This window comes from Lentzea sp. HUAS TT2, from assembly GCF_051853195.1.
Lineage (GTDB): Bacteria > Actinomycetota > Actinomycetes > Mycobacteriales > Pseudonocardiaceae > Lentzea.
Window position 1 is genome coordinate 6,322,664 of the sequence record NZ_CP196667.1, and the last position, 24,381, is coordinate 6,347,044.

Annotated in this window: 22 protein-coding genes; 16 read left to right on the forward strand and 6 right to left on the reverse strand. The window is 71.0% G+C overall.

Going from position 1 to position 24,381, the window contains the following annotated elements:
• Window positions 1-32: 32 nt before the first annotated feature.
• Genes ACSHWB_RS30800 through ACSHWB_RS30815 form a run of 4 tightly spaced genes read left to right on the forward strand, consistent with a single transcriptional unit; the run spans window position 33 to window position 3,441 of the window.
• Window positions 33-1,355 (forward strand): NAD(P)/FAD-dependent oxidoreductase, encoded by a 1,323-nt coding sequence (locus ACSHWB_RS30800; RefSeq protein WP_439656776.1) that lies wholly within the window; start codon window positions 33-35, stop codon window positions 1,353-1,355.
• A 9-nt stretch (window positions 1,356-1,364) separates the two neighbouring features.
• Complete coding sequence (locus ACSHWB_RS30805; RefSeq protein WP_439656777.1) at window positions 1,365-1,790, forward strand: XRE family transcriptional regulator; 426 nt, start codon at window positions 1,365-1,367, stop codon at window positions 1,788-1,790.
• Window positions 1,787-2,290: a hypothetical protein gene (locus ACSHWB_RS30810; protein WP_439656778.1), complete on the forward strand. Its 504-nt coding sequence runs from the start codon at window positions 1,787-1,789 to the stop codon at window positions 2,288-2,290. The genes ACSHWB_RS30805 and ACSHWB_RS30810 overlap by 4 nt, the downstream gene beginning before the upstream one ends.
• The gene (locus ACSHWB_RS30815; RefSeq protein WP_439656779.1) at window positions 2,287-3,441 is read left to right on the forward strand and encodes an MAB_1171c family putative transporter; all 1,155 of its coding nucleotides are present in this window, start codon (window positions 2,287-2,289) and stop codon (window positions 3,439-3,441) included. Before ACSHWB_RS30810 ends, ACSHWB_RS30815 begins: the two co-directional genes overlap by 4 nt.
• On the opposite strand, the gene ACSHWB_RS30820 is transcribed toward ACSHWB_RS30815, so the two are convergent.
• Window positions 3,428-3,934 carry a DinB family protein gene (locus ACSHWB_RS30820; RefSeq protein ID WP_439656780.1) on the reverse strand — a complete coding sequence of 169 codons (507 nt, stop codon included), beginning with the start codon at window positions 3,932-3,934 and terminating at the stop codon, window positions 3,428-3,430. The genes ACSHWB_RS30815 and ACSHWB_RS30820 overlap by 14 nt on opposite strands.
• A 212-nt stretch (window positions 3,935-4,146) precedes the next feature.
• On the opposite strand from ACSHWB_RS30820, the gene ACSHWB_RS30825 reads away from it, so the two are divergent.
• The 3 genes from ACSHWB_RS30825 (at window position 4,147) to ACSHWB_RS30835 (ending at window position 6,895) form a co-directional block, all read left to right on the forward strand.
• Window positions 4,147-5,142, forward strand: coding sequence for a hypothetical protein (locus ACSHWB_RS30825; RefSeq protein ID WP_439656781.1), 996 nt, complete (start codon window positions 4,147-4,149; stop codon window positions 5,140-5,142).
• A gap of 70 nt (window positions 5,143-5,212) precedes the next feature.
• Window positions 5,213-6,079: an RNA polymerase sigma-70 factor gene (locus ACSHWB_RS30830; protein ID WP_439656782.1), complete on the forward strand. Its 867-nt coding sequence runs from the start codon at window positions 5,213-5,215 to the stop codon at window positions 6,077-6,079.
• A 69-nt stretch (window positions 6,080-6,148) separates the two neighbouring features.
• Entirely contained in the window at window positions 6,149-6,895 is a 747-nt protein-coding gene (locus ACSHWB_RS30835; RefSeq protein WP_439656783.1) for an SDR family oxidoreductase, read from the forward strand.
• A gap of 56 nt (window positions 6,896-6,951) precedes the next feature.
• On the opposite strand, the gene ACSHWB_RS30840 is transcribed toward ACSHWB_RS30835, so the two are convergent.
• Window positions 6,952-9,621, reverse strand: coding sequence for a helix-turn-helix transcriptional regulator (locus ACSHWB_RS30840; RefSeq protein ID WP_439656784.1), 2,670 nt, complete (start codon window positions 9,619-9,621; stop codon window positions 6,952-6,954).
• 104 nt (window positions 9,622-9,725) lie between these two features.
• Between ACSHWB_RS30840 and ACSHWB_RS30845 the strand changes: the two genes are divergently transcribed.
• The 8 genes from ACSHWB_RS30845 to ACSHWB_RS30880 all read left to right on the forward strand — a co-directional run bounded on the left by ACSHWB_RS30845 (window position 9,726) and on the right by ACSHWB_RS30880 (window position 17,664).
• Entirely contained in the window at window positions 9,726-10,172 is a 447-nt protein-coding gene (locus ACSHWB_RS30845; RefSeq protein WP_439656785.1) for a VOC family protein, read from the forward strand.
• On the forward strand, window positions 10,172-11,515 hold the full coding sequence (locus tag ACSHWB_RS30850; RefSeq protein ID WP_439656786.1) for a dihydrolipoyl dehydrogenase family protein: 1,344 nt from the start codon (window positions 10,172-10,174) through the stop codon (window positions 11,513-11,515). The genes ACSHWB_RS30845 and ACSHWB_RS30850 overlap by 1 nt, the downstream gene beginning before the upstream one ends.
• Window positions 11,512-12,108: a VOC family protein gene (locus ACSHWB_RS30855; protein ID WP_439656787.1), complete on the forward strand. Its 597-nt coding sequence runs from the start codon at window positions 11,512-11,514 to the stop codon at window positions 12,106-12,108. The genes ACSHWB_RS30850 and ACSHWB_RS30855 overlap by 4 nt, the downstream gene beginning before the upstream one ends.
• Before the next feature lie 10 nt (window positions 12,109-12,118).
• The gene (locus ACSHWB_RS30860; RefSeq protein ID WP_439656788.1) at window positions 12,119-14,077 is read left to right on the forward strand and encodes a hypothetical protein; all 1,959 of its coding nucleotides are present in this window, start codon (window positions 12,119-12,121) and stop codon (window positions 14,075-14,077) included.
• 66 nt (window positions 14,078-14,143) lie between these two features.
• Window positions 14,144-15,112, forward strand: coding sequence for an NAD(P)-dependent alcohol dehydrogenase (locus ACSHWB_RS30865; RefSeq protein ID WP_439656789.1), 969 nt, complete (start codon window positions 14,144-14,146; stop codon window positions 15,110-15,112).
• Between the two features lie 49 nt (window positions 15,113-15,161).
• Window positions 15,162-15,668 carry a DUF4231 domain-containing protein gene (locus ACSHWB_RS30870; protein ID WP_439656790.1) on the forward strand — a complete coding sequence of 169 codons (507 nt, stop codon included), beginning with the start codon at window positions 15,162-15,164 and terminating at the stop codon, window positions 15,666-15,668.
• A 56-nt stretch (window positions 15,669-15,724) separates the two neighbouring features.
• A complete protein-coding gene (locus ACSHWB_RS30875) occupies window positions 15,725-17,170 on the forward strand; it encodes a carboxylesterase/lipase family protein (protein ID WP_439656791.1) in 1,446 nt (481 codons plus the stop codon).
• A gap of 56 nt (window positions 17,171-17,226) precedes the next feature.
• On the forward strand, window positions 17,227-17,664 hold the full coding sequence (locus ACSHWB_RS30880; RefSeq protein ID WP_439656792.1) for a tetratricopeptide repeat protein: 438 nt from the start codon (window positions 17,227-17,229) through the stop codon (window positions 17,662-17,664).
• Here the strand turns inward: ACSHWB_RS30880 and ACSHWB_RS30885 are convergent.
• From ACSHWB_RS30885 to ACSHWB_RS30895, 3 genes are read right to left on the reverse strand one after another with little or no spacing between them, the layout of a single operon-like run.
• Window positions 17,661-19,274 (reverse strand): SDR family oxidoreductase, encoded by a 1,614-nt coding sequence (locus tag ACSHWB_RS30885; RefSeq protein WP_439656793.1) that lies wholly within the window; start codon window positions 19,272-19,274, stop codon window positions 17,661-17,663. The two genes, ACSHWB_RS30880 and ACSHWB_RS30885, sit on opposite strands and share 4 nt — an antisense overlap.
• Window positions 19,275-19,276: 2 nt before the next feature.
• Complete coding sequence (locus ACSHWB_RS30890; RefSeq protein WP_439656794.1) at window positions 19,277-20,173, reverse strand: PDR/VanB family oxidoreductase; 897 nt, start codon at window positions 20,171-20,173, stop codon at window positions 19,277-19,279.
• Window positions 20,173-21,030 (reverse strand): metal-dependent hydrolase, encoded by an 858-nt coding sequence (locus ACSHWB_RS30895; RefSeq protein ID WP_439656795.1) that lies wholly within the window; start codon window positions 21,028-21,030, stop codon window positions 20,173-20,175. The genes ACSHWB_RS30890 and ACSHWB_RS30895 overlap by 1 nt, the downstream gene beginning before the upstream one ends.
• A 71-nt stretch (window positions 21,031-21,101) precedes the next feature.
• Here ACSHWB_RS30895 and ACSHWB_RS30900 point away from each other — a divergent pair, with 71 nt between their 5' ends.
• Window positions 21,102-21,713 carry a TetR/AcrR family transcriptional regulator gene (locus tag ACSHWB_RS30900; protein ID WP_439656796.1) on the forward strand — a complete coding sequence of 204 codons (612 nt, stop codon included), beginning with the start codon at window positions 21,102-21,104 and terminating at the stop codon, window positions 21,711-21,713.
• On the opposite strand, the gene ACSHWB_RS30905 is transcribed toward ACSHWB_RS30900, so the two are convergent.
• The gene (locus tag ACSHWB_RS30905; RefSeq protein WP_439656797.1) at window positions 21,658-24,345 is read right to left on the reverse strand and encodes a BTAD domain-containing putative transcriptional regulator; all 2,688 of its coding nucleotides are present in this window, start codon (window positions 24,343-24,345) and stop codon (window positions 21,658-21,660) included. The genes ACSHWB_RS30900 and ACSHWB_RS30905 overlap by 56 nt on opposite strands.
• Window positions 24,346-24,381: the final 36 nt, after the last annotated feature.

The window sequence follows — 24,381 nt, forward strand, 5'->3', positions numbered from 1 at the left end:
GTGCCTTTGTGGCGGCAACTCGAGGAGGACGCATGTCCGCTCGGCCGAGGGTCCTGGTGATCGGCACCGGGTTCGCCGGATTCCACTGTCTGCGCAAGCTGGAACGCAAGCTGCCCGAGGACGCGGCCGAACTGGTCGCGATCAACCCCGCCGACTACATGCTCTACATCCCGCTGCTGCCCGAGGTCGCCGGCGGTGTGCTCGACCCGCGCCGGGTCGCCGTGCCGCTGCGGAACACCCTCAAGCGCACCAGGCTCGTCCTGGGCGCGGCTACGGGCATCGACCTCGCGAAGAAGTGCGTGCGGGTGACCGACGTCGAGGGCCGTGCGAACTCGATGCCGTACGACCGGCTGCTGATCACGTCCGGCAGCGTCACGCGCCTGCTCTCGATCCCCGGCGTCGCCGAGCACGCGAAGGGCTTCCGTACCGTCGCCGAGGCCATCCACCTGCGCGACCACGTGCTGCGGCAGCTCGAACTCGCCGATCAGTCCGACGATCCCGAGGAACGCCGTGCGCGGTGCACGTTCGTGGTGGTGGGTGCCGGCTACACGGGCACCGAGGTGCTCGCGCAGACACAGCTGCTGACGCAGGACGCGTGGCGTCATCTGCCAGGGCTCCGCGACGTCCCGCCGAGGTGGATCCTCGTCGACGTCGCACCGCGCGTCCTGCCCGGCCTGGACCCGCGGCTGTCCAAACCGACCGAGAAAGTGCTGCTCAAGCGCGGTGCCGAGGTCAAGCTGGAGACCAGTCTCAAGGAGATGACCGCCACGTGCGCGCGGCTCTCCGACGGCAGCGAGATCCAGACACGGACCGTGGTGTGGTGTGTCGGCGTGCGGCCTGATCCGCTCGTCAGCACGTTGAACAAGCCCGCGACCAACGGCCGCATCGACACCGACACGTACCTGAAGGTCTGCGAGGACGTGTGGGCCGCCGGGGACGCGGCCGCCGTGCCGGACCTGGTGCGGCCGGGGGAGATCACCGCCATGACCGCCCAGCACGCCGAACGGCAGGGGCGCACCGCGGCGATCAACATCGCGGCGTCGCTCGGGCACGGCACCGCCCGCGAGTACAAGCACAAGGACCTGGGGTTCGTCGTCGACCTCGGTGGCTGGCAGGCGGTCGCGAACCCGCTGGGCGTACCGCTGACGAGCCTGCCCGCGAAGGCCGTGACGCGCGGCTACCACCTGATGGACCTGCCGTACGGGCGGTTCCGGACGGCGGCGAACTGGATCACGGAGCTGGGGTCGGGGCGGCAGATCACGCACTTCGGCGTGGTGCCGGACCGGGGGATCAGCCTGGCGAAGGCCGATCTGCCCCCGGCGGCGGCCGGTCAGGCCGGCACCGAGGTCGACTAGGATGGGCGGGTGGTAGCCCAGGGGGAGCAGCCGGCCTCGCTGGCCGGACGGCTGGATCGGCTTTTCAAGGCGGTGCGCCCAGGCGGCCAGCGGGAGTACACCTACGAAGAGGTGGCCGCCGCGATCCGCGAGAACGGGATCTCGATCTCGCACACCTATGTCTGGCAGCTGCGCAAAGGCCTGCGCGACAACCCCACGAAGCGCCACCTGGAAGGGCTCGCGCACTTCTTCGGCGTGCCCACGTCGTACTTCCTCGACGAGGACACCAGCGGCATCGAGGACCAGCTGGAGCTGCTGGCCGCGTTGCGCGACAGCGACGTCCGTTCGCTTGCGTTGCGGGCCAACGGTTTGTCGTCGGCGAGCATCAAGGCCGTGCTCGGCATGATCCAGCACGCCAGGACGATCGAGGGCCTGCCTCCCGCGGACGAACTGTGAAGGGCTGGCGGTCGCTCCAGCGCCGGTCCCGGGACAGGCTCGCCGGGTTCGAGGTGCCGAAACCGTTCTCGATCGAGGCGCTCTGCGAGCGGGTGTCCGCCGGCCGCAAGCGTCCGCTGTACCTGCATCCGTTGCCCTACACGGGAGCCGCGGATCTGCCGTGCGGGCTGTGGGTGTCCACGGGCAAGGCCGACCACATCTTCCACGCCCGCGGCGCGAGCGCGTTCCACCAGCAGAACATCATCCTGCACGAGATCGGCCACATGCTCTGCGACCACTCGCTCGGCGACGCCGGCAGCGGGCTCTCCGCGTTGCTCGGCAACCTCGACCCGGCGATGGTCCGGCGCGTGCTGATGCGCACCCGCTACTCGACGCCAGAGGAGCAGGAGGCGGAGATGGTCGCCGCGCTGATCCGCGAACGCGCGGGCTGGACCGCGCCCGCACCCCGGCCGGTCGGGGCGCTCGGCGCGTTCGCCGACGTCTTCGGCCCTGAGCGGTGAGCAGGTTCCCGTCGCTGGAGCTCCCGGTCGTGGTGTTCGGGATGCTCGTGGTCGTCTGGGGTTTCGCGGTCTTCCGCCTGTGCCTGGCCCGGCGGTCGTCGCACGGCCGCGTGGTGGCGCTGGCGTTCCTGTGCTTCGCGCTCTCGGCCACGATCGTCGTCCGTCAGGTCAGGTACGCGTTCGACCAGGTCACCGGCGTGCCCGACCTGGCGATCATGATCGGGCACCTGACCGGTCTCGCGGGTGTCGGTCTCATGCTGAGCTTCGGGTTGCTGGGCGCGAACTCCGGGATCGTGCGGATCGGCCGGTACGTGCTCGCCGCGGCCGCGGTGCTGATGACCGCGATGTTCGTGATCGTCCCGCGCGGCCTGGACCAGCCGGACTTCGCCTACTGGCACCCGACCCACCCCGCGACGATGATCTACCACCTCGTGTACATCACGTGCATGTGCGCGGGCGTCGCCGCCGGGGCCGTGCTGCTGATCCCGTTGTGGCGGCAGGCGCGCGGGGCGTTGCGGGTGACGCTCTTCCTGCTGTGGCTGGGTTGTCTCGCGCTGTTCGTCTACTCGTGCTGCCGGTACTGGTACGTGATCTGGTACGGGCTGGGCTGGGTCGCGCAGGGCACCCGGTACGAGACCTACGGCCGGTTCACGGAGATGGCGCTGTACCTGGGCATGCTGCTCGTCGTGCTGAGCGGCTCGATCCAGGTCTCGCTGGACACGGCTCGGTGGCTGCGCAGGGTGCGCGGGTACCGGCGGCTCGGTCCGTTGTGGACGGAGCTGGTCGCGGCCGTGCCGTCCGTGGTGCTGGGTGATCCGCCGCGCTGGTTCGTCGGGTCGCTGGAACTGCGGCTGTACCGGCGGGCCGTCGAGATCCGGGACGCCCAGCTGGAGCTGTCCGGCCGCGTCTCCCCGGACACCCGCGCGTTCGCCGCGATGAACCTGGAGGAGGCCGGTGTCACCGATCCGCTCGCACTGGACGCGTGCGTGCTGCGGATCGGCCTGACCGCGCCGCAGGCGCTGCACCCGGTGGAGACCTCGGCGTGGTCTTCGGCGTCTACTTTGGACGACGAGCTGGCCGATCTTCTGGCGCTGCAACGGGAAATGCGCTCGCCGGCCGTCGTGGAGGCGGCGCGGCTCACGCCCCGGTGACGCCGTCGATGCCCTCGCGCAGGAAGTCCGCGTGGCCGTTGTGCCGTGCGTACTCGTGGCAGAGGTGGTTCATCACGAGCCGCAGCGACACGTGCTCCTCCCAGCGCGGCTGGTAGCCCGTCACGTCCAGCGACTCGGCCTCGCGCTCGATCCGGCGCGCGTGCGCGACCTCGGCCTGCCACGCCTCGAACGCCTCGGACCTCGTCGAACCCGAGGCGTCGTAGGCGGCCTGGTAGTCGCCCGCGTCCGACCACACCAGAGGGATGTCCTCGCCGTTGATGACCTTGCGGAACCAGGTGCGCTCCACTTCGGCCATGTGCCGGACGAGGCCGAGCAGCGTCAGCGTGGACGGGGGCATCGAGCGGCGGCGCAGGTCATCGTCGGACAGGCCGTCGCACTTCATCGCGAGGGTGGCGCGGTGGAAGTCGAGGAACGCGCGCAGGGTCTCGCGTTCGCCGGCCTGCAGCGGAGGGCTGGGGCGTTCGGTGGTCACGTGATCAGTCTGCCCTGGTCCAATCGGGTGATGCGAGGCAACCGGTGGCAGCGGTCCCGCGTGATCGTCATGTCTTCAGCTGATTCGGGGGAGAATCAACATGCGCAGACTTGCGATCAGTCTGCCCTGGTCCAATCGGGTGATGCGAGGCAACCGGTGGCAGCGGTCCCGCGTGATCGTCATGTCTTCAGCTGATTCGGGGGAGAATCAACATGCGCAGACTTGCGATCATCGCTGCGATGGGCCTGGCGTTCACCACCTTGGCGGCACCGGTGGCGGCGACGGCGGCCTCGTGCGACTGGGCCGCGTCCAAGGTGACGACACCTGATGGGTATGACGCGCGTTCCACCTACGTGAGGGGCACCGACAGCCACGGCAACTACGCGGGCACGGCGTCGCGGCCGGGTGCGAACACCAACGACCTGGTGATCTGGACCGGCGGGCAGCCGCGGGTGGTCCAGGAACTGAAGTACCTGCAGTGGTTGCAGATGGCCGGCCAGAACTCGGCGGGCACGGTGCTGGTCGACGGCCGCAACGTCGCGGAGAGCCGCTGGGAGGTCCTGCTGTACTCGGCGTCGGGCGTGATCACCCAGCTCACCTCCCCTGCGGGGTACCGGGTCTCCGGCGCCACCGCCCTCAACGAACGCGGTGACGTGCTCGGCTACGGCGAACGGATCTCGGACGGTGTGCGGGTCGGGATCCTGTGGTCCACGATCGCCGTCGCGCCGCAGATCATCGACCCCGCCGCCGGCACGCCGAAGGACCTGGACGACGACGGCACGGTGTTGCTCCGCGGCGACGGCAGTGGCGCCAAGGCGGGCGCCCTGTGGCGCAACGGCAAGGTGACGCCGCTGGAGGCCAAGGGCAAGTACGCGTACCTCGAGGCGATCCGGGGCGGCAAGGTGATCGGCTACGAGTTCAACGGCGTGTGGCCCGAGTCGCAGGCGCTGCTGTGGGACCGCGACGGCAACGCCCGCGAGATCGACGACGCCGGCACGGCGTTCTCCATCAACGCGGGCGGGCTGATCACCGGGGAACGGTCCACAATGGTCGGTCACGAGTCGGTCTGGCGGGACACGGCCTTCCTGGGTGAACTGCCCTACCCCGACGGTGTCACGTCCGTCACCGAGACGTTCGTCTCTGGCGACGACGACAGCCTGTTCAGCCACGCGAGCGAGTACGGACCACTGCGCTGGACCTGCTCCTAGCCCGTGTGGGGCACCACATCACGCCCCTCTCCGATCGGCGCTACGGTTGCCGTGAGGAGAGGGGTGGCTGATGACCCAGCAGCTCGACGAGGCCGAGTCGGTGTTCGCGGCGGCCCGCCCGAGGCTGTTCGGCATCGCGTACCGCATGACCGGCAGCGTGGCCGACGCCGAGGACCTGGTGCAGGAGGTGTGGTTGCGCTGGCAGCTCGCGGACCGCGCCGCCGTGCGCAACCCCGAGGCGTACCTGGCCACCGCGATCACCCGGCTCGCGATCAACGAGTCGCAGACCGCCCGCGCCCGCCGCGAGACCTACGTGGGGCCGTGGCTGCCCGAGCCCGTCGACACCTCCGCCGACCCGCAGGTCGGTGCCGAGCAGGGTGCCGTGCTGGAGCTCGCCGTGCTGATGCTGCTGGAGAAGCTGACCCCGACCGAACGCGCCGCGTACGTGCTGCGCGAGGCGTTCGACTACCCGTACCGCGAGATCGCCGAGATCGTGCAGACCAGCGAGGTCGCGACGCGGCAGCTGGTGAGCAGGGCCCGCAAGCACCTCGCGGACGAACGGCGTGCGCCGGTCGAGCGCGCGGACCAGCGCAAGCTGCTGGAGGCGTTCGTCGCGGCGGCGCAGGCCGGTGACCTGGCGGCGCTGGAGAAGCTGTTCGCGCAGGACGTCGTGAGCTACTCCGACAGCAACGGCGCCATCCGCGCGGCCGGTCGCCCGCTGTTCGGCGCGGCCTCCCTGGCGAAGATCATCTCGGGCTGGGCGCCGTCGTTCTGGGCCGGCGCCGAGGCGTCGTTCGTGGAGGCGAACGGGCTCACCGCCATCCGGCTGCGCAAGGACTCCGGCACCTACGCGGTGATCACGGTCTCGGCGTCCTCGGAAGGCATCGACCAGGTGTTGTGGCTGGTCAACCCGGAGAAGCTGGCCGCGTTCCAGTAGGGCTGTCACAACTTCGAGGGCTGTCCTGTCTTAGCTCGTGAACACCCGAACACGAGAGGGATGGGACCCATGAGGATCGTTGTCATCGGCGGTACGGGTTTGATCGGCAGCCAGGTCGTGAAGCGGCTCGGTGAGCACGGCCACGACGCCGTGCCCGCGTCCCCGAACAGCGGTGTGAACACGCTGACCGGAGAGGGCGTCGAGGAGGTGCTCAAGGGCGCCGACGTGCTGGTGGACGTGTCGAACTCGCCGTCGTTCGCCGACGACGACGTCATGAACTTCTTCACCACGGCCACGACGAACCTGACCAAGGCCGCCGCCGAGGCGGGCGTCGGCCACTACGTCGCGCTGTCGATCGTCGGCACGGACGAGCTGCCCGAGTCCGGCTACCTGCGCGCGAAGGTGGCGCAGGAGAAGCTCATCAGGGAGTCGGGCCTCACGTACTCGATCATCCGCGCCACCCAGTTCTTCGAGTTCGCGGGTGCCATCGCGAACTCCGCCGAGGTGGACGGCGCTGTGCACCTCCCGCACGGTGGCGTCCAGCCGATCGCGGCCTCCGACGTGGCCGCGGTGGTCGCACGGACCGCCGCCACCGAGCCGGTGAACGGCGTGCTGGAGATCGGCGGGCCCGAGGAGTTCACAATGGACGGTTGGGTGCGCACGGTGCTGACGCAGCGCGGCGACTCGCGCGAGGTCGTCGGTGACCCGCAGGCCAAGTACTTCGGCACGTTCCTGACCGGCAAGCAGCTCGTGCCGAACGACGGTGCACAGCTGCAGCCGACCAGCCTTCAGCAGTGGCTGGCCGCCGGGAACTGAGCTTCCGGCAGGGACGCGGTCATCGCTTCAGAGCGGTGGCCGCGTCGGTCCCGCTCTCAGAACTTCGCGTCCCGCAACTGCCGCCGCGACGTGACCCCGACCTTGCCGAACACCTTGCGCAGGTGCCATTCCACGGTCCGCGGGCTGATGAACAGCCGCGTGCCGATCTCCGGGTTCGAGTAGCCCTCCCGCGCCAGCCGGGCGATCTGGTACTCCTGCGCGGTCAGCTCGTCGGTGGGTTCGGCGGTGCGCTTGCGGGCCGTCTCCCCGGTCGCCTGCAGCTCGCGCCACGCCCGGTCGGCGAACGCCGGCATGCCGCACGCCGTCAGCGTCTCGTGCGCGGTGCGCAGGTGTTCGCGGGCCTCGACCCGTTGGCCCTCGCGGCGCAGCCACTCGCCGTAGAGCAGGTGAGCGCGGCCCAGTTCGGGACGCAACGCCGTGCGTTCCAGGCAGGCGATCGACTCGGCGAACGCGGCGGAGTCGCCGTTCAGCGCGCGCAGGCGGGCCTTGATCCCCAGCGACCACTGCGTGTCGGCCCACGGCTCCGACCGCTCCAGGGCCTCGGCGACGAGTGCCGTGTCGCCGGTGCGGGAGGCGGCCTCCGCCAGTTCGGACGTGATCAGGCAGCTGTAGACCAGGGCGTCGGAGCCGAAGACCCGCAGTGCGGCGTCACGGGCGAGGTCGTGCCGTCCCAGTCCGTTGTGGAGGATCGCGGCGGTCCAGTCGGCGATCACGGCCAGCCGTCCCTGGCCCGCCGCCAGCGCTTCCTCCCGTGCGGTGGACGTGGCCTCGCCGCGGTAGGCAGCGCGCAGCAGCACCGCGTAGCCGACCGGCGGGGTGCCGGTGACCTCCGAGATGCGCTGGTCCTCCTCGATCAACGCCTGCGCCGCGGCGGGTTCGCCCGCCATGAGCTCGTTGTCCGCCAGGAAGTTCAGCGCGAACTGCAGCTGCACGAGCGCGCCGGCGTCGCGGGAGAGGCGGACCTGCTGCTGGGCGAACGCCCTGCGCGTGTCGAAGTCCCACAGCTCACTCGCGATGATCCCGCCCGCGCGGTTGCCGAACAGCCACGGCACGCGGCTGATGTCGTCGGCGCCGACCTTCAAGCCGCGCAGTTCGTCCAGCGCCCGCGTCATGGGTGCGACGGCCGCCGGGTAGCCCGCGGTGATGCGGGTCGTGAGGGCGTCGAGCACCAGGTCCAGCGCGGAGGCCGGGGTGCGCGGCGGGGGAGTGGTGCGGGCGGCGTCGGCGAGCGGCGCACCGGCCCAGATCGCGGCCGAGAGCGCCTCCAGGTGGGTCTCGCGGGCCAGGTCGGCGTCGAACGGGGCGAGCCGGCCTGCCGCGCTGAACAGCAGCGGGGCGGCGTCGGAGACCCGGCGCTGGTCGAACGCGATGTGCCCGCGCAGGTGTTCGACCAGGGCGCCGCGGTGCTCGTCCGGCGGTCCTGCCTCGACCGCGGAGAGCAGCCGCAACGACGCCTCCAGCGCGCCCGCGTCCCGTTTGGCCCGCGCCGCCGCCAGCTCACGGGACGCGCGACGACCCGGTTCCGGGGTCAGCACCGCTGCCTGTTCGAGGAACGCGGCGGCGGCCAGCAGCCCACCACGGGCCTGCGCGCGACCGGCCGAGTTCTCCAGGTCCGCCGCGACCTCCTCGTCCGGCGCTGCGGTGCCCTGGGCCCGGTGCCAGGCGCGGCGGTCCGGGTCGATCGCCGGGTCGGTCACGTCGGCCAGCGCCCGGTGCACCCGCATGCGGTCCACAGTGGACGCCGACCGGTACACGGCTGACCGCACCAGCGGGTGCCGGAACTGGACGCGCGCGCCGAACTCGATCAGCCCGGTGCCCAGTGCCGCGGCGGCGGGGTCTGCGCCCAGCCCGAGCAGCCCGGCCGCCTGCCACAGCAGGGTCGCGTCACCGAGCGGTTCGGCGGCGGCGGTCAGCATCAGCAGCCGCGTGTCGGCGGGCAGCGGCGCGATCTGCCGGACGAACGCGTCCTCGATCCGGCTGGTCAGCGGCCCGGCGTCGAGCCCGTCGGCCAGTTCGGCGGTCGTCCACGCGCGCGGCAGCTCCAGCAGCGCCAGCGGGTTGCCGCGCGCCTCGGCGACGATCCGGTCGCGCACCCGGCCGTCCACCGGCCCCCTGAGCACCGACTCCAGCAACGCGCGGGCGTCGACGTCGTCCAGGCCGCGCACGAACAGCTCCGGCAGCCCGTCGAGGTAGTCGTTGCCCTCGCGCAGCACGAAGACCAGCGCGATCCGTTCGGCGAGCAGCCGGCGGGCGACGAACCCCAGCACCGCCGACGACATCGAGTCGAGCCACTGCGCGTCGTCGACCAGGCACACCAGGGGCTGCTCGTCGGCGACCTCGGCGAGCAGCGTCAGCACCGCGAGGCCGACCATGAACCGCGTCGGCCGCGGCCCGGAGGCCATCCCGAACGCGGTGCCGAGCGCCTCGCGCTGGGGCGGGGGCAGCTTGTCGAGCCGGTCGAGGAACGGCACGCACAGCTGGTGCAGCCCCGCGTACGGGAACGCGCTCTCGGACTCGACGCCCGCCGCCCGCGTGACCCGGAACCCGGCGGCCCGCGCCGACACCCGGTCGAGCAGCGCGGTCTTGCCGATCCCGGCCTCACCCCGCAGCACCAGCACCTGACCTGCACCGGACCGCGCCTGCGTGAGCAGCCGGTCCAGCGTCTCGCCCTCCGTGCGCCTGCCCAGCAGACCTTCGTCCGACACGGGTCCGAGCGTACGGGCCAGGGAGTCACCAGGGTGTTCCACGGGTTCGAAGGCACCCCTGGCGGGAGCAGTCTCATGTCATCACCGAAACGAGAGGGACTCCGATGGACTACAAGTTCGAGGTCACCGTCATCCCGGTCAGCGACGTAGACCGGGCCGTGCACTTCTACAAGACGCTGGGCTGGCGCTTCGACGCCGAGTTCGCCGACGACGAGGGCTACCGCCTGGTCCAGTTCACCCCGCCCGGCTCGCCCGCCTCGGTCATCTTCGGCACCGGCGTCTCGGCCGCGGAGCCGGGCAGCGCCGAGGGCATGCACCTGATCGTCGACGACATCGAGGCCGCCCGCACCGACCTGGCCGCCCGCGGCGTGCAGGTCAGCGAGATCTTCCACGACAAGACCGGGGTCTTCCACCACGCCGGCACCACCGGCCGGGTCACCGGACCGGACCCCGCCCGCACCAGCTACGGCTCGTTCGCCTCGTTCAGCGACCCGGACGGCAACGGCTGGGTGCTGCAGGAGGTCACGACGCGCCTTCCCGGACGTGTGTGATGACCTCGCACTACGACGTGATCGTCCTCGGCGGCGGGTCACCCGGCGAGCACTTCGCCGCGGCCGTCGCCGAGGGCGGGCTGAGCGTGGCGGTGGTCGAGCGCGAACTGCTCGGCGGCGAGTGCTCGTTCTGGGCGTGCATCCCGTCGAAGACCCTGCTGCGTGCCGGCGAGGCCGTGGCGGCGGCACGCGAGGTCCCCGGCGCCCGTGAGGCGGTCACCGGCGAGATCGACGTGAAGGCCGTGCTGGCATGGCGTGACTTCATGGTCTCGTCCTACAACGACGCGGGCGGCGAGAAGTGGGCCGAGGGCGCCGGGATCGACGTGCTGCGCGGCCACGGCAGGATCGCCGGGCCGCGGACGGTCGAGGTCGGCGACCAGACCTACACGGCCGACCACATCGTCATCGCCACCGGATCGGCACCGTTCCTCCCGCCGATCCCGGGCCTGGCCGACCTGGACGTGTGGACGAACCGCGAGGCCACCGGCGTCCAGGAGATCCCGCGCCGGCTGCTGGTCCTGGGCGGCGGACCGGTGGGCGTCGAGATGGCGCAGGCGTTCAAGAGCCTCGGCTCCGAGGTCGCCCTGGTCGAGGGCTCCGACCGGCTGCTGCCCCGCGAACCGGAGGCGGCCGGCCGGGCGCTCACCGAGGCACTGGCCGCGGACGGCGTCGAGCTGCACCTCGGCGTGCACGCCACCGCGGCCCGGTTCGAGAACGGCGAGTACGTGCTCGACCTCCCGGACGGCACCCGGCTGCGCGGCGACAAGCTCCTCGTCGCCACCGGCCGCCGCCCGCGGGTCGACGGCATCGGACTCGAAACCGTTGGAGTCGAGGCGAACCTGCGCGGCCTCGCCACCGACGGGCGGATGAACGTGGCGGACGGAATCTGGGCGGTCGGCGACGTCACGGGCCAGTGGAACCTGACCCACGTCGGCAAGTACCAGGGCCGCGTCGCCGCCGCGAACATCCTCGGCACACCGGCCGAGGTCGACTACAGCGCCGTTCCCCGCGTCGTGTTCACCTCGCCCGAGGTCGCCGCGGTCGGTGCGGCGGAAGGGAAGTACACCGCGACCGCCCACCTGTCCGGTGTCGCCCGCACGGCCACCTACACCCGTGAATACGCCACGAAACCCGGATTCCTGACCCTCGTGTCCGACGGCGAGGTCCTCACCGGCGCTTACGCCGTCGGCCCTGAAGCGGGCGAGTGGCTGCAGCAGGCCACGGTCGCGATCCGCGCGAAGGTTCCGCTGTCCGTGCTGCTCGACGTCATCCAGCCGTTCCCCACCTTTTCGGAGGCGTTCCTCAACGCGCTCCGCGACCTGGCAAAGGAAGTAGCGAAGTGAAGAACCTGACCGAGATCGACATGAAGCTCGAGGTCACCGTCATTCCCGTCACCGATGTGGAGCGCGCCAAGGAGTTCTACTCCCGCCTCGGCTGGCGTCAGGACGTCACCCCGCCGTGGGTCGTGCAGTTCACCCCCCACGGCTCCAACGCCTCCATCCACTTCGGCGAGGGCGTCACGACCGCTGAACCCGGTTCAGGCAGGCACTTCCTGATCGTCTCCGACATCGTGGAGACGCACGAGGCCCTGCTCGCGGCGGGTGTCAAGGTCGGCCCGCTCTTCCACGGCGGCCCCGACGGCCCCGTCGAGGGCGCGGACCCCGAGCGCCGCAGCTACTTCACCCGCGCCGAGCTCGCCGACCCGGACGGCAACACGTGGATCCTGCAGGAGGTCACGACCCGCCTGCCCGGCCGCGTCGACGCCGACGACACCGCGTACGGCTCGATCACCGACCTGTCCGCGGCGTTGCGCAGGGCCGCGGTGGCCCACGGCGAGCACGAGAAGCGCAACGGCGGCGAGTACGACGAGAACTGGCCCGACTGGTACGCCGAGTACATGGTCAAGGAGCAGACGGGCGAGCAGTTGCCGCAGTAGGTTCGGGCGGGTGAACGAGGAAATAGCGAGAGCGCTGCGCGGAACGCCGACGACGTTGGCGTTCCGCGCGCTTTGTGCCGCTCTGGGGAGAACCGACGAGGATCTCGTTGCGTGGTGCGGAGAACAGCTCGCCACCTGGCCCGACGAGACCAGGCAGGCGCCGTACTCCTGGATCGCCGCACTGGAATCCGGCTTCACCAAGCGGGTGTGGCCGCTCGTCCGTTCGCTCGACCTCGGCCGCGGTGGCCGCGAGGGGATGCGCGAGCTGGTGCTGCCCGATCCGCGGACCTGTGCCGAGGTGCGTGCGGTCACCGACTTGAAGCTCGCCCCGTACGGCCACAACCAGGTGGCGGCGTTCGCGGAGACCGCGGACCACTGGGAGCACCTGCGTTCGGTGGAGTTCGCCGGCCTGTGGGAGTTCGACGCGGCCCCGATGGCCCGGTTCGCGGCGAGCGAGACGGCCACCCGGCTGGAGTCGCTGACGGTCGTGCGGGTGCGGGAGAGCCTGTGGGGCTTCGACATCCCGCCGGTGCGCATCGACCGGCCGACCCGCTTGAAGCACGCCGGACTGCTCGCCGCCGACCTGATCCACCTGCTGCGCAACGGTTCCGTGCCGGATCTGACGTCCGTGACCGTGCTCGTGCGGAGCGTCGACGAAGCCCGTGAGCTGGCCGGGTTCGAGGCACTCTCCGCACTGGACCGGCTAGAGATCGGGTTCCGCTGCGGCAAGCACGCGAACGAGGCCGACGAGACCGCGTCCGAGGAGTTCTTCTCCCGAGCGGAACTCACGAACCTGCGCAGCCTCACCGTGCACGGATCGGACATGGACAGGGGCGGTGCGCGCGGCCTGGTCGGGGCAAGCGTGCTCGGGCAGCTCACCGAACTGTCCCTGGTGGCACTGCCCGGCGGCGACGACGTGATCGCCCGCGTGCTCGCCGGCACCGATCCCGCGATCATCGAGAAGCTCGTGCTGGGCAGCCTCGTCGCCACCGACCGGCTCGCGGACGCGTTCACCGCCGAGTACCCGAAACTGCGGCACCTCAGCCTGCGCGGGAACTACTTCGGCCCGGACGGCGTGCGCAAGGTTCTCGCACGCATGCCCGCGCTCGAAGACCTCGATCTCGGCTGCGGGAGTGGTTCGCCGCACTACAGCCACGGGCGGCCGCAGCCGATCGGCGACGCCGGCGCGCAGGCCGTGGCGCTGCACAAGGGGTTGAAACGGCTGGATCTCTCGGCCACGGGTCTCACGCCGGCCGGCCTGCGACCGTTGCTGGAGCTGCCGCTCGAGTTCCTGGACGTGTCGGGCAACCCGCTGGGCGACCTGCCGTCGCTGCCGGACGCACCCGCGTGGCGCACGCTCCAGACGCTGAAGCTGGACGACTGCGCGTTCGGCGACCCGGAGTCGCTGCCGCCGAACGCTCCGCAGCTGGAGAGCCTCTCTTTGGCGCACAACAACATTGGATCCGACGGCGCGCGTGCGCTCGTCGACTGGGCGGTGCTGCCGCAGCTGTGGGAGCTGAACCTGCACGAGAACGTCATCGGCGACGACGGCCTGGTCGACCTGGCCGGATCCCGTGCGGCACAACGACTCCTCGAACTGGACCTGGAGCAGGACGTCTGGACGGCGCACCGCCGCCGGCACATCACACCGCTGCCGGCCGAGGTCGTGGACCCCGAGTCGTTCCCGAACCTGGATGCGCTCTACCTCGGCGTGATCGACGCTTACCACGGCTCCCGCGTCTCCTGCGGCTTCCCCCGCGACCAGCTCGACGAGCGGATCAGGACGAGCCGCCCCGAACTGGCCGCGTTCCTCGCGCACGTCGACCTCTTCAAGTACCTCCCGGGAGAGGACGAGGACCACGACCCGGCGACGGACGACTACCGCTCCGAACGCCTGACCCGTTACACCAAGACGTTCGCCGCCGCGGAGGACTTCGCCCGCAAGGTGATGGCGGGGGAGGAGCCCTAGGGGGCGTCCCTGATGTGCGGACGTGTTGCCGCCGCTTACCTTCCCTCACAAGCGAGGGAGGCCGCGATGAAGGCGATCGTCCAGGACAGATACGGGTCGGCGGACGTGTTGGAGCTGCGAGAGGTCGAACGGCCGGTGCCCGCGGCCGGCGAGGTGCTGGTGCGGGTGCGGGCGTCGTCGGTGAACGCCGCCGACTGGCACATCATGCGCGGCGACCCGTACTTCGCGCGGCTGTTCCTGGGGCTCACGGGGCCGAAGGCGCGGATCAGGGGGATGGACTTCGCGGGCGTGGTCGAGGAGACCGGGCCGGGCGTGGGCGGCATGGTGCAGGTCGGGGACGAGGTGTTCGGGGAGGTCGAGGGGTCCTTCGCCGAGTATGTCCGCGTGCCCGCGAACCTGGTGGCGCACAAGCCTTCCAACCTCACGTTCGAGCAGACGGCGACGCTGCCGCTGGCGGGCAACACGGCGTGGATGGGACTGCGGGAGCTGCAGGCGGGGCAGAAGGTGCTGATCAACGGCGCGTCCGGCGGGGTGGGGCTGATGGCGGTGCAGATCGCCAAGGCGCGCAAGGCGATCGTGACCGCGGTGTGCAGCACGCGCAACGTCGAGCAGGTCCGTTCGGTCGGCGCCGACCACGTCATCGACTACCGGACAACGGACTTCACCCGCACCGGGCAGCACTACGACGTCGTCTTCGACCTGGTGGGGACCAGGTCCATGGGCGAGCTGCGGGCGCTGCTCACCCCCGACGGCACCCTGGTGCTGTCCGGCGGCGGCAGCTTCACGGGCGGGGCGTTGATCGGCCCGTACCGGCTGATCATCCAGGGCAGGCTGCTGGCGGCGTTCACCCGGCAGCGGCTCGTCGTGCTGGAGGCCAAGCCCAGCAAGGAGAACCTGGTCGCGTTGCGGGAGCTGGCCGAGTCGGGACGGCTGGTGCCGGTGATCGAGCGGACCTACCCGCTGACCGACGCGCCGGACGCGATCCGGCACGTCGAGTCCGAGCACGCGCGGGCCAAGGTCGTCGTCACGGCCTGACCGCTTATCGTGGGGGATGGGGAGTCAGTTCCTGGCGAGGGGGAACCAGATGAAGTCCATCCCGGCGTTTCCGGGTCACGTGGCGGAGATGAACGACGGCGTGATCGCCACCGCGGACGCGTACGGCACGTGGCTGCGGTCGTTCTACGACGTCAGGGCGCGCTGGCACCGGCGCTTCTACCGGGCCAGCGGGACGTTGGTGATCCTCGTCGGCGCCGCACTGCCGGTGCTGACGAGCCTCGACTACCCGGGCAAGGCGCTGACGATCTCGCTCGCGGGCGTCGTGGTCGCCGGGCTGACGGGGTTGCGCGCGTTCTACCGCTGGGACCAGTCGTGGATCCTGCTGCGCAACAGCGAGATGGCCGTGACCGCCGCCTACCTGGAGTGGAAGACCACTCCGGGCAACTTCCCCGCCGCTGACGACGTGGCGCAGCGGTCGGTGCAGGAGAAGGCCGCGAGCGCGTTCATCGACAGGCTCGGGGACCTCCGGCAGCGGGAGGCGACCATGTTCTTCAAGGACATGGCGTTCCCGAACATGAGCGGCGCCAAGTCCTGATCCGGTGAGCGGTAAATCCCTGGCTTTCCGGCGGGGGATGCGCCGACGATTCCGCCATGGTCGAGGTTCGAGTCACCGGTGGAACTGTTCGTGGTGCTGCTGAGCAGGGGTTGGCGGTGTTCCGCGGCATCCCGTTCGCCGCGCCGCCTGTCGGGTCTTTCCGTTTTGCCGCACCCCAGCCGGTCGAGCCGTGGGACGGCGTGCGGGACGCGCTGGAGTTCGGGCCGCCGCCACCGCAGGCCGGGGTGTTCGGCATGGACAGGTTCGGGTCCGCCGGCGACGAGTGGCTGACGGTGAACGTCTGGTCGCCAGGGGTGGCCGGGGACCTGCCGGTGATGGTGTGGATCCAGGGCGGTGCCTACACGATCGGCACGTCCGGCCTGCCCGACTACGACGGCGCGCGGCTCGCGTCGGACGGTGTCGTGGTGGTGACGTTCAACTACCGCGTCGGCATCGAGGGGTTCGCGCAGATCGAGGGCGCTCCGGCGAACCGGGGGCTGCTCGACCAGGTCGCGGCGCTGGAGTGGGTGAGCGCCAACATCCGCGCGTTCGGCGGTGATCCGGGCCGGGTGACGGTCTTCGGCGAGTCGGCGGGCGGCGGTTCGGTGGCGGCGTTGCTCGCCATGCCGCGCGCGAAGGGGCTCTTCCAGCGTGCGATCGCGAGCAGCGTGCCGGGGGTGTTCTTCACGCCGGAGCTGGCCGGTGACATCGCCGCGGCGTGCGCCGCCGAACTGGGACTGCGGCCGACCGTCGCCGATCTGTCCACTGTGGAGCCGGAGCTGCTGCCGTCCGCGGGTGACGAGGTCATGGCCAAGATGGGCCGGTTCCCGCGGTGGGGCCCGGCCGGGTACAAGAAGATCCCGTTCGCGCCCGTGGTGGACGGGGACGTCCTCCCGGTGACGCCGTGGGAGGCGGTCAGGTCGGGCGCGGCACGCGAGGTCGAGCTGATCGCCGGGCACACGCGTCACGAGCAGCGCCTCCTGTCCGTGCTGGAGGGCCTGGTGGGCAGCGTGACGGCGGAACAGGCGTCGGAGGCGCTGGAGATGTTCGCGCCGGGCCTCGCGTATCCGCAGCTGGCGCCGGAGGAGCTGTTCGAGCTGGTCTCCTCGGACTGGGTGTTCCGGATGCCGTCGTTGCACCTCGCGGAGGCGCAGGTGGCGGCGGGTGGCCGGGCGCACGTCTACGTGGTGGCCTTCGAGCCGACCGAGGTCTTCCGCGCCTGTCACGGTCTGGACGTGCCGCTGGTGTTCGGCAACCTCGACCGGGGGCAGGCGGCCGCGGTGCTCGGGGAGATCACCCCCGTGGTGAGGGCCGTGTCCGACCGGATGCGGGCGGCGTGGACGGTATTCGCTATCACCGGCGAACCTGGTTGGCCCGCCTACGGTTCCGAACGCCTGACGCGGGTCTTCGACGTGCAGGACGAGGTGGGCCCGTACCCCGAGGAGCAGTCGCGGCTGATCTGGCAGGACCACTCGTTCGCCCCGCTTCCCCTTGTCCGGTGAGGCGGGGAATACCTGCTTTCCGAACGCGTTGTACGCGCCGGAAGGGAGGTTCTCCTATGAACGAGTTCTCGGTGCGCGACACCACCGGGTTCAACGCCTACCAGCCGAACGGTGAGGTGGCGGCAGACCGCTGGGTCACGGCGATGCGCCTGTTCGACACCGGCCACGTCGAGACTCCCGCCGAGAAGTGGGAGCGCGCGCGGCTGCTGTTCGAGTCCCGCGACTACATCAAGGCCGCCGAGCTGCTGGCCGACGTCGCCGGCGAGGTGCCGTTCCAGACGGACCTCTGCCTGCTGCTGGCCCGCGCCTACTACCACTCGGCGCAGCTGGGCAAGGCCGAGGCGCAGCTCCGCGTGATCGTGGACCGCGACCCGGTCGAGCACTACGCCCACCTGCTGCTCGGGCGGACGCTGGAGCGGCAGGGCCGGCCTGAGGAGGCCGCGCCCTGGCTCCGGCTGGCCGCCGCCCTCGGCGGCGACCTGGCCGAGGTCTAACCGACGTCCAGCTTGGCGAACGTGCGCAGGAGGCCAGGAGCGACCCGGCTGGCGAGCCGGGCCGCCCTGGCCTCGGCCGTCACCGGCACGACGGGCTTGTTGCGGCGCACCGCCCGCACGATCTGGGTGGCCACGCCCTCGGGACCGAAACCGCGCCGGGCGTAGATCCTCGACGCGCGGTCCTGCTTGCGGCGTTCCTCCTCGGAGCTGACGCCGGAGAACGTCGTGGTCGCGGTGATGTTCGTGTTCACCAGTCCCGGGCAGATGGCGCTGACGCCGATGGCGTGCGGCGCGAGCTCGGCCCGCAGGCAGTCCGACAGCATGAACACCGCCGCCTTGCTGGTGGCGTACGCGGACAGGATCTTCGACGGCAGGTAGGCCGCCGCCGAGGACAGGTTCACGACGTGGCCGCCCTCGCCGCGTTCGATCATCAGCTCACCGAAGGCCCGGCAGCCGTGCACCACTCCCCACAGGTTGACGTCCAGCACCCGTTGCCACTGCTCGGTCGAGGTCGACATGAACGACCCGGAATGGCCGATGCCCGCGTTGTTCACGACCACATCGGGCACACCGTGCTCGTCCGCGACCTGCCGCGCCCAGGCCCGTACCGCCTCCTCGGAGCGCACGTCGACCTCGTAGGCGTGGCCGTCGACCAGGTCGGCGGTCTCCTTGGCCGCGGTGAAGTCCACATCGGACACCACGACCTTCGCGCCCGCCTCGGCGAACGCCACCGCGGTCGCCCTGCCGATGCCGCTGCCGCCGCCCGTGATCACCACGAGCTCACGCGGGGGAGTGGAGTCCGTGACGAACTCGCTGATCATCCGGGCGAGCGGCGCGGGGTGGCTCAGCGGCGCCCAGTGCCCGGCCGCGATCTTCCTGCGGGTGAGCGACGGCACCCAGCGTTCGAGGTCGAGCGGTTCGGTGCGGATGTAGCGGTCCTGGGTCGGCTGGATCACCTGCACCGGCATCGGCGCGAACCGTTGCCGCGGTGAGCGCATGACCTGCCGGATGTTGGCCCGGTACAACGAGATCCCGCGCACGGCGTCGGACGTGATCGTGCGCGCGGGCTTGACCTTCACACCTTCCAGCCGCTGGAGCACGCCTCCCCAGCGCGGACCGAGGTAGAGCCGCCAGAACAACGGCGCGAGCACCGGCAGGTGGAACGCGCCGATGTACCAGGAGCGGACGAACTGCCTGATGTGAGCGATCGACAAGCCCTTCCGCGACCAGTGCCCCATGTGGTCGAGGGACGGCCCGGAGATGGACGTGAACGTCGCGATCCGCGCACCGGGTGTGGTCACGGCCTCCCAGGACTGGATCGAACCCCAGTCGTGGCCCACGACGTGCACCGGCTCGTCAGGGCTGACCGCGTCGATCACCGCGAACAGGTCCGCCGCCAGCCGTTCGAGCCGGTAACCGTCCTCAGTGGACGGCGCCGTCGACTCGCCCGCGCCGCGCACGTCGTAGGTGACGACGCGGAAGTCCTTCTCCAGCAACGCGGCCACGCGGTCCCAGACCTCGTGCGTGTCCGGATACCCGTGCACCAGGACCACGGTCGGGCCGGTCGTGCCGCGCACCTGCACGGCGAGTTCGACTTCCCCGGAACGCACCTTCACAGTTCCTCCAGAACTAGTCGATCACCGGTGGGCCGGTCCACGCAGATCCGCACGCCGCCTACATCGCACGTGCCGCAGAACCCCTGGCGGCACGAGTAGGCGACCGACGGACGGAAGTCCCTGATCACGTCCAGCGCCGACCGGTCAGCGGGTACGTCGAGGGACACCCCGCTGCGGCGCAGTTCGACCGTGAACGGCTGACCGTCGACGATCGGTGGCGGACTGAAGCGTTCGAAGTGCAGCCAGCGCGACGAGAACTCGGCCCGCACCTGGTCGAGCATCGACGACGGCCCGCAGCAGTACACCGCGCCCCGCGGGGAAGCGTCGCCGAGCAGCGCCTCGCCCCGGCCGATCCGCACGTCGACCCGGCCGACGGGAAGCTCGTCCAGGAACGGCATCGCCGTCATCGACCGCCCGCAGTACACGAGCCGCCAGTCGAGGCCCGCCCGCGCGGCCGCGTGCACCATCGGCAGGATCGCGGTGATCCCGATGCCGCCCGCGACGAACACGACCGGCCCGATCCCGGCGAACGGGAAGGCGTTGCGCGGCCCGCGCACCTGGATCCGGTCGCCGACCCGCAACGCCTGCACCTCGCGCGAACCGGCGCCGACCTCGCGGACCGCGATCCGGTAGGTGTCCTCGGCCGGGTCACCGCACAGCGAGTACTGCCGGCGCAGCCCGGACGGCAGGTGCAGGTCGACGTGACAGCCGGGCTGCCAGGCGGGCAGTGCAGGCCCGCCGAACCGGAGGCTCACCACGCCGTCGGCGACATGTGAGCGTTCGACAACGGTGAGCCACAAGGCATCCCGCGCGGCACCGGGGCGCGCTCGGCCACCGAACCGGGCCACTGCGGCGTCGTAGAGGCTGCCGAACCGGGTGAGACCGTTCAGCATCAGTGCGCCTCCCGCGCCGCGGGCGACGACGCCAGGTACGCGATCGCCTGCGTCGTCGAGCCTTCCTGCTTCGGGTGGTAGGCGGGGTGGAAGTAGCGCAGGAACGCCCGGAAGATGTCCGACAGCTTCGGCAGCAGCCCGCGCCGTCCTGCCCGCATCGACTCCCGCCAGGTCAGCCGCACCCGAGTCGTCTTGTCGGCGCGCACCATGAACCGCGCCCCGCGCACCCACAGCCAGAACAACACCGGCGCGACCAGCAGCATCGCCCGCGCCCGCCGCACGTACCGCCGGTCGAGGTGGCACATCAGGTCGTACGCGACGCTGCGGTGCTCGACCTCCTCGGCGGCGTGCCACCGCAGCAGGTCCAGCATCACCGGGTGGATGCTGGCCTTGTCGAGCGCGCCGGCGTTCAGCATCCAGTCGCCCAGGTAGGCCGTGAAGTGCTCGACGGCGGCGACGATCGCGACCCGTTCGATCAGCTGCTCGCGCGCCTGCTCCTCGTTCAGCCCCGCCTGGGGGCCGAGGATCCGCTGGAACACGTGTTCCATCTGCCGCGTGAACGGCCGCGGGTCCAGCCCGTTCGCCAGCAGGTGGTCGAGGACCTCGCTGTGCGCCTCGGCGTGCATGGCCTCCTGGCCGATGAACCCGAGCACGTCCTCGCGCAACGTGTCGTCGGTGATCAGCGGCACGGCCTGCTGGAACGTCCGCACGAACCACCGCTCGCCCTCGGGCAGCAGCAGGTGCAGGACGTTCATGACGTGCGTGGTGACCGGTTCGTCCGGGACCCAGTGCATCGGCAGGGTCGACCAGTCGAACTGCACGTCACGCGGCTGCAGAACGAGGTTGTCCGGCTCCATCGCAGTACCTCCGCCAATTACTACGCCAGCGTAGCTTTGTGAAAGCTACGCCACCGTAGCAATATGGTCCCGTGAGCACAACGCGTCGCAAGTACGCCCGCCGCCTGCCGCCCGAGCAGCGCCGCGAGCAACTGCTCGACGCCGCCCTGAGCCTGATCCCGGCCGGCTTCGACACCGTGACCATGGAGTCGGTCGCCAAACACGCCGAGGTCACCAAGCCCGTGCTCTACGACCTGTTCGCCAACCGCGGCGAGCTCATCAGCGCCCTGCTCGAACGCGAGGCGGCCCGCGCCACCGAACAGGTCCTCGCCGCCCTGCCCACCGACTTCGCCACGCGTTCCCCGGACGACGCCTTCGCCGACGCCGTCCGCGTCTTCGTGACCGCCGTGGTGCAGGCCCCCGACCGCTGGCGCCTCGTGCTCCTGCCGCCCGAGGGCACGCCCGCCGAGTTCCGCGCCCAGGTGGAACTCGTCCGCGCGGGCGTCCTGGCCCAGATCGAGGACCTGGCCGCGCTGGGCCTCAAGGAGCTGGGCCGCCTGGACGACCTCGACTCGGCCCTGCTCGGCCACGCGATGCTCGCCCTCGCGGAGATGTCCGGCCGCCTGGTGCTCACCGAACCGGAGAAGTTCACGCCGGACCGGCTGGCGGCCTTCGTGACCCGGATCGCCCACGGCCTGCGCTGAGCACCGACCGCATGTAGAGCAACGCCTCGCGGTCGTCCATCCCTGGCAAGTCCGTCGTGAGCCCCTCGACCAGGTTCGCCGCCGCCATCGCCCCGAAGTCGCCCGCGTGCTTCAAATACCCGAGCACCCGAGCCGCCTCGCCCGGCCTGCTGTCCCGCGTGATCGCGATGAACTCCACCGCCACCACGCTCGCCGCCACCACGTTGCCGGTCTCCAGCAACTCGTCGACGTGCGCCCCGAGCAGCTCGAACGCCCGGCTCAGGTCCCCGCCCCGGAACGCCCGCCGCGCCTCCGTGGTCTTGTTGGCCGACAACGTGCCCGGCGGCAGCTCGACGTCCGCCGCCTCGTCGAAGAACGCGTCCGGCGCACGCCCCTGGAACATCGCGCTGTACCCGAGCGTCTGCAACGCCCAGTGCAGCAACGTGGGCGGCCCGGTGCTCCGGAACCGCTCGGCCAGCGCCGCGACCCGGTGGTCGACGAGCTCGAACAGCCCGGCCCCCAGCGACGTGCCCGACGGCATCATCTCCAGGAAAGAGTGGAGGTGCGGCTCGTCCACCGACGCCAACGCCTCGGGCAGGCACTCCGCGAGCGCCAGCCCGTCGCCGGACGCGTAGGCACGCGCGTACCGGCTCAGCGGATGGTCGGGCACCTCCGGCAACGTGGCCGAGCTGGACCCCTGGACGTTCCGCTCGGCCACCCACACCAGCCAGAATCCCGGCAGGCCGGCCTCGCGCCCGCCAAAACTGTCAGACCCACTCGCTATTGTTGAATTTGGGGGTACCCGGCCAGGGTCGTGTGTGTGGTGGGAACGCACGGCGCGTTGCCCGTGCGCGGTCTGTGCTGTCTGCACGAGCCGCTCAGCCCAGTCGCCGATCTCCCGCCGCCCTCGTAGCGGCAGCTCGGTCACCACGGGCCGGACCAGCGCCTCCGCCAGTGGCACGTCCCCGGACTCGAGCGCCCACTCCACCGCCGCCCGCAGGTTCGGCCACAACTCCGCGAGCCGCCCCACACCCTCGACCTCGCCGGGCCCGCTCAACAACTCACCGACCTCCGCAACCCGCCGCAAGCACCACGAGGCCTGCGCGGCCAAAGCCGGACCGCGGTCGAGAAGCAGCGAAGAAGCGAACTGCCGCAACGGCTCCAGCATCCGGAACCGCCGCCCGAACGGTCCATCGTGGACGGACACCATCGACCGCTCGACCAGATCCCCGAGCAGATGATCCTCCGCCACCGCCCCCAGGTCGAACGGCGCAGCGAACACCGAAAGCCGGCAGAACAACTCCTGCTCAGCCGAAGTCAACAGGTCGTAGGACCACTGGATCGCCGACCGCACGGTCCGATGCCGCGACGCACCCGTCCGCCGCACACCGATGTCCAGCCGCGTCAGCAACTCCGCGGGCCGATGACTCCGCACCCGAGCCGCCGCCAGCTCGATGGCCAGCGGGATCCCGTCGAGCAACCGGCACAGCTCCGCAACCGAACCATCGCCCGAATACGAAGGATCAGCAGCACGCGCACGAACGTCGAACAGCTCAACACTCGCCGCCGCGTCCAGCGGCTCCACCACCACAACCCGTTCGTCGGCAACGGATAGCCGTTCCCGCGAGGTCGCCAGAACCCGCACCGGCGCACTGACAGAAGCCACAAAAGCAGCGGCGCCATCCAACACGTGCTCGCAATTATCCAGCACCAGCAACGAAAGCCGCGCCGCCACCACCGCCTGCGCCACGGAGACCCCGGGCCGTTCCACGATTCCCAGCGCATCCGCGACGGCCCGCGGCACGTCCGCAGACGACGTGATCTCCGCCAGTGACACGAAAACCCCGCCCAGCGCCGAAGCCAGCCGCGTCTTGCCGATCCCGCCCGGCCCCACCAGCGTCACCACCGGCGCGACCCGCAACGCCTCCGCGACGCGCGCAAGATCGGCATCACGGCCTATCAGCACCGGCCTGGCAACCGGAGCATGCGCGAGCACCTGCTGTTCGGCGGCACGCAACAGAGGCCCGGGCTCCACCCCGAGCTCGTCCACAAGATGCCGCCGAACCCGTTGGTACACCGCGAGAGCATCAGCCTGCCGCCCGGTCCGGTAGAGCGCCGTCATCAACAACGCCGCCAGCCCCTCCCGCGTCGGATGCTCCGACACGAACGCCGACAGCTCACCGACAACAGCTCCCGGCTCGGCCGGCAGCCGCCGCGAGAAGTCCTTCTCGACCGCGCCCAGCCACTCCTCGGTCAACGACACCACGGCCGCGTCCAGCTCCGGCGCCACCAACCCCGCCAGCGGCACACCACCCCACACCGCGACGGCCGCAGCTGCGTCCCCGGCGCGCACGTGTTCCAGGAACAGCGAGACATCAGTGGGCACGTCGAGCCGATAGGCCGCACCGACCCGTGCGATCGCGTCAGCACCAAGAGACTTCCGCAGCTGCGCGACATGCCACTGCAACGCTTTCCCAGCAGTGGAAGGGGGCGCGTCACCCCACACGAGGTCGATCAGCCGCGACACCGGCAACGGCATGCCAGGGGAGAGCGCCAACGCCGCCAGCACGACCTGCGATCTCGGCGACCCGATGTCGACCGGTTCGCCGTCGTCGGTGGTGGCGCGGACACCACCGAGCAAACCGATCCGCACCGGCGAATTCTCACACACCACACGCACACCGGCCGC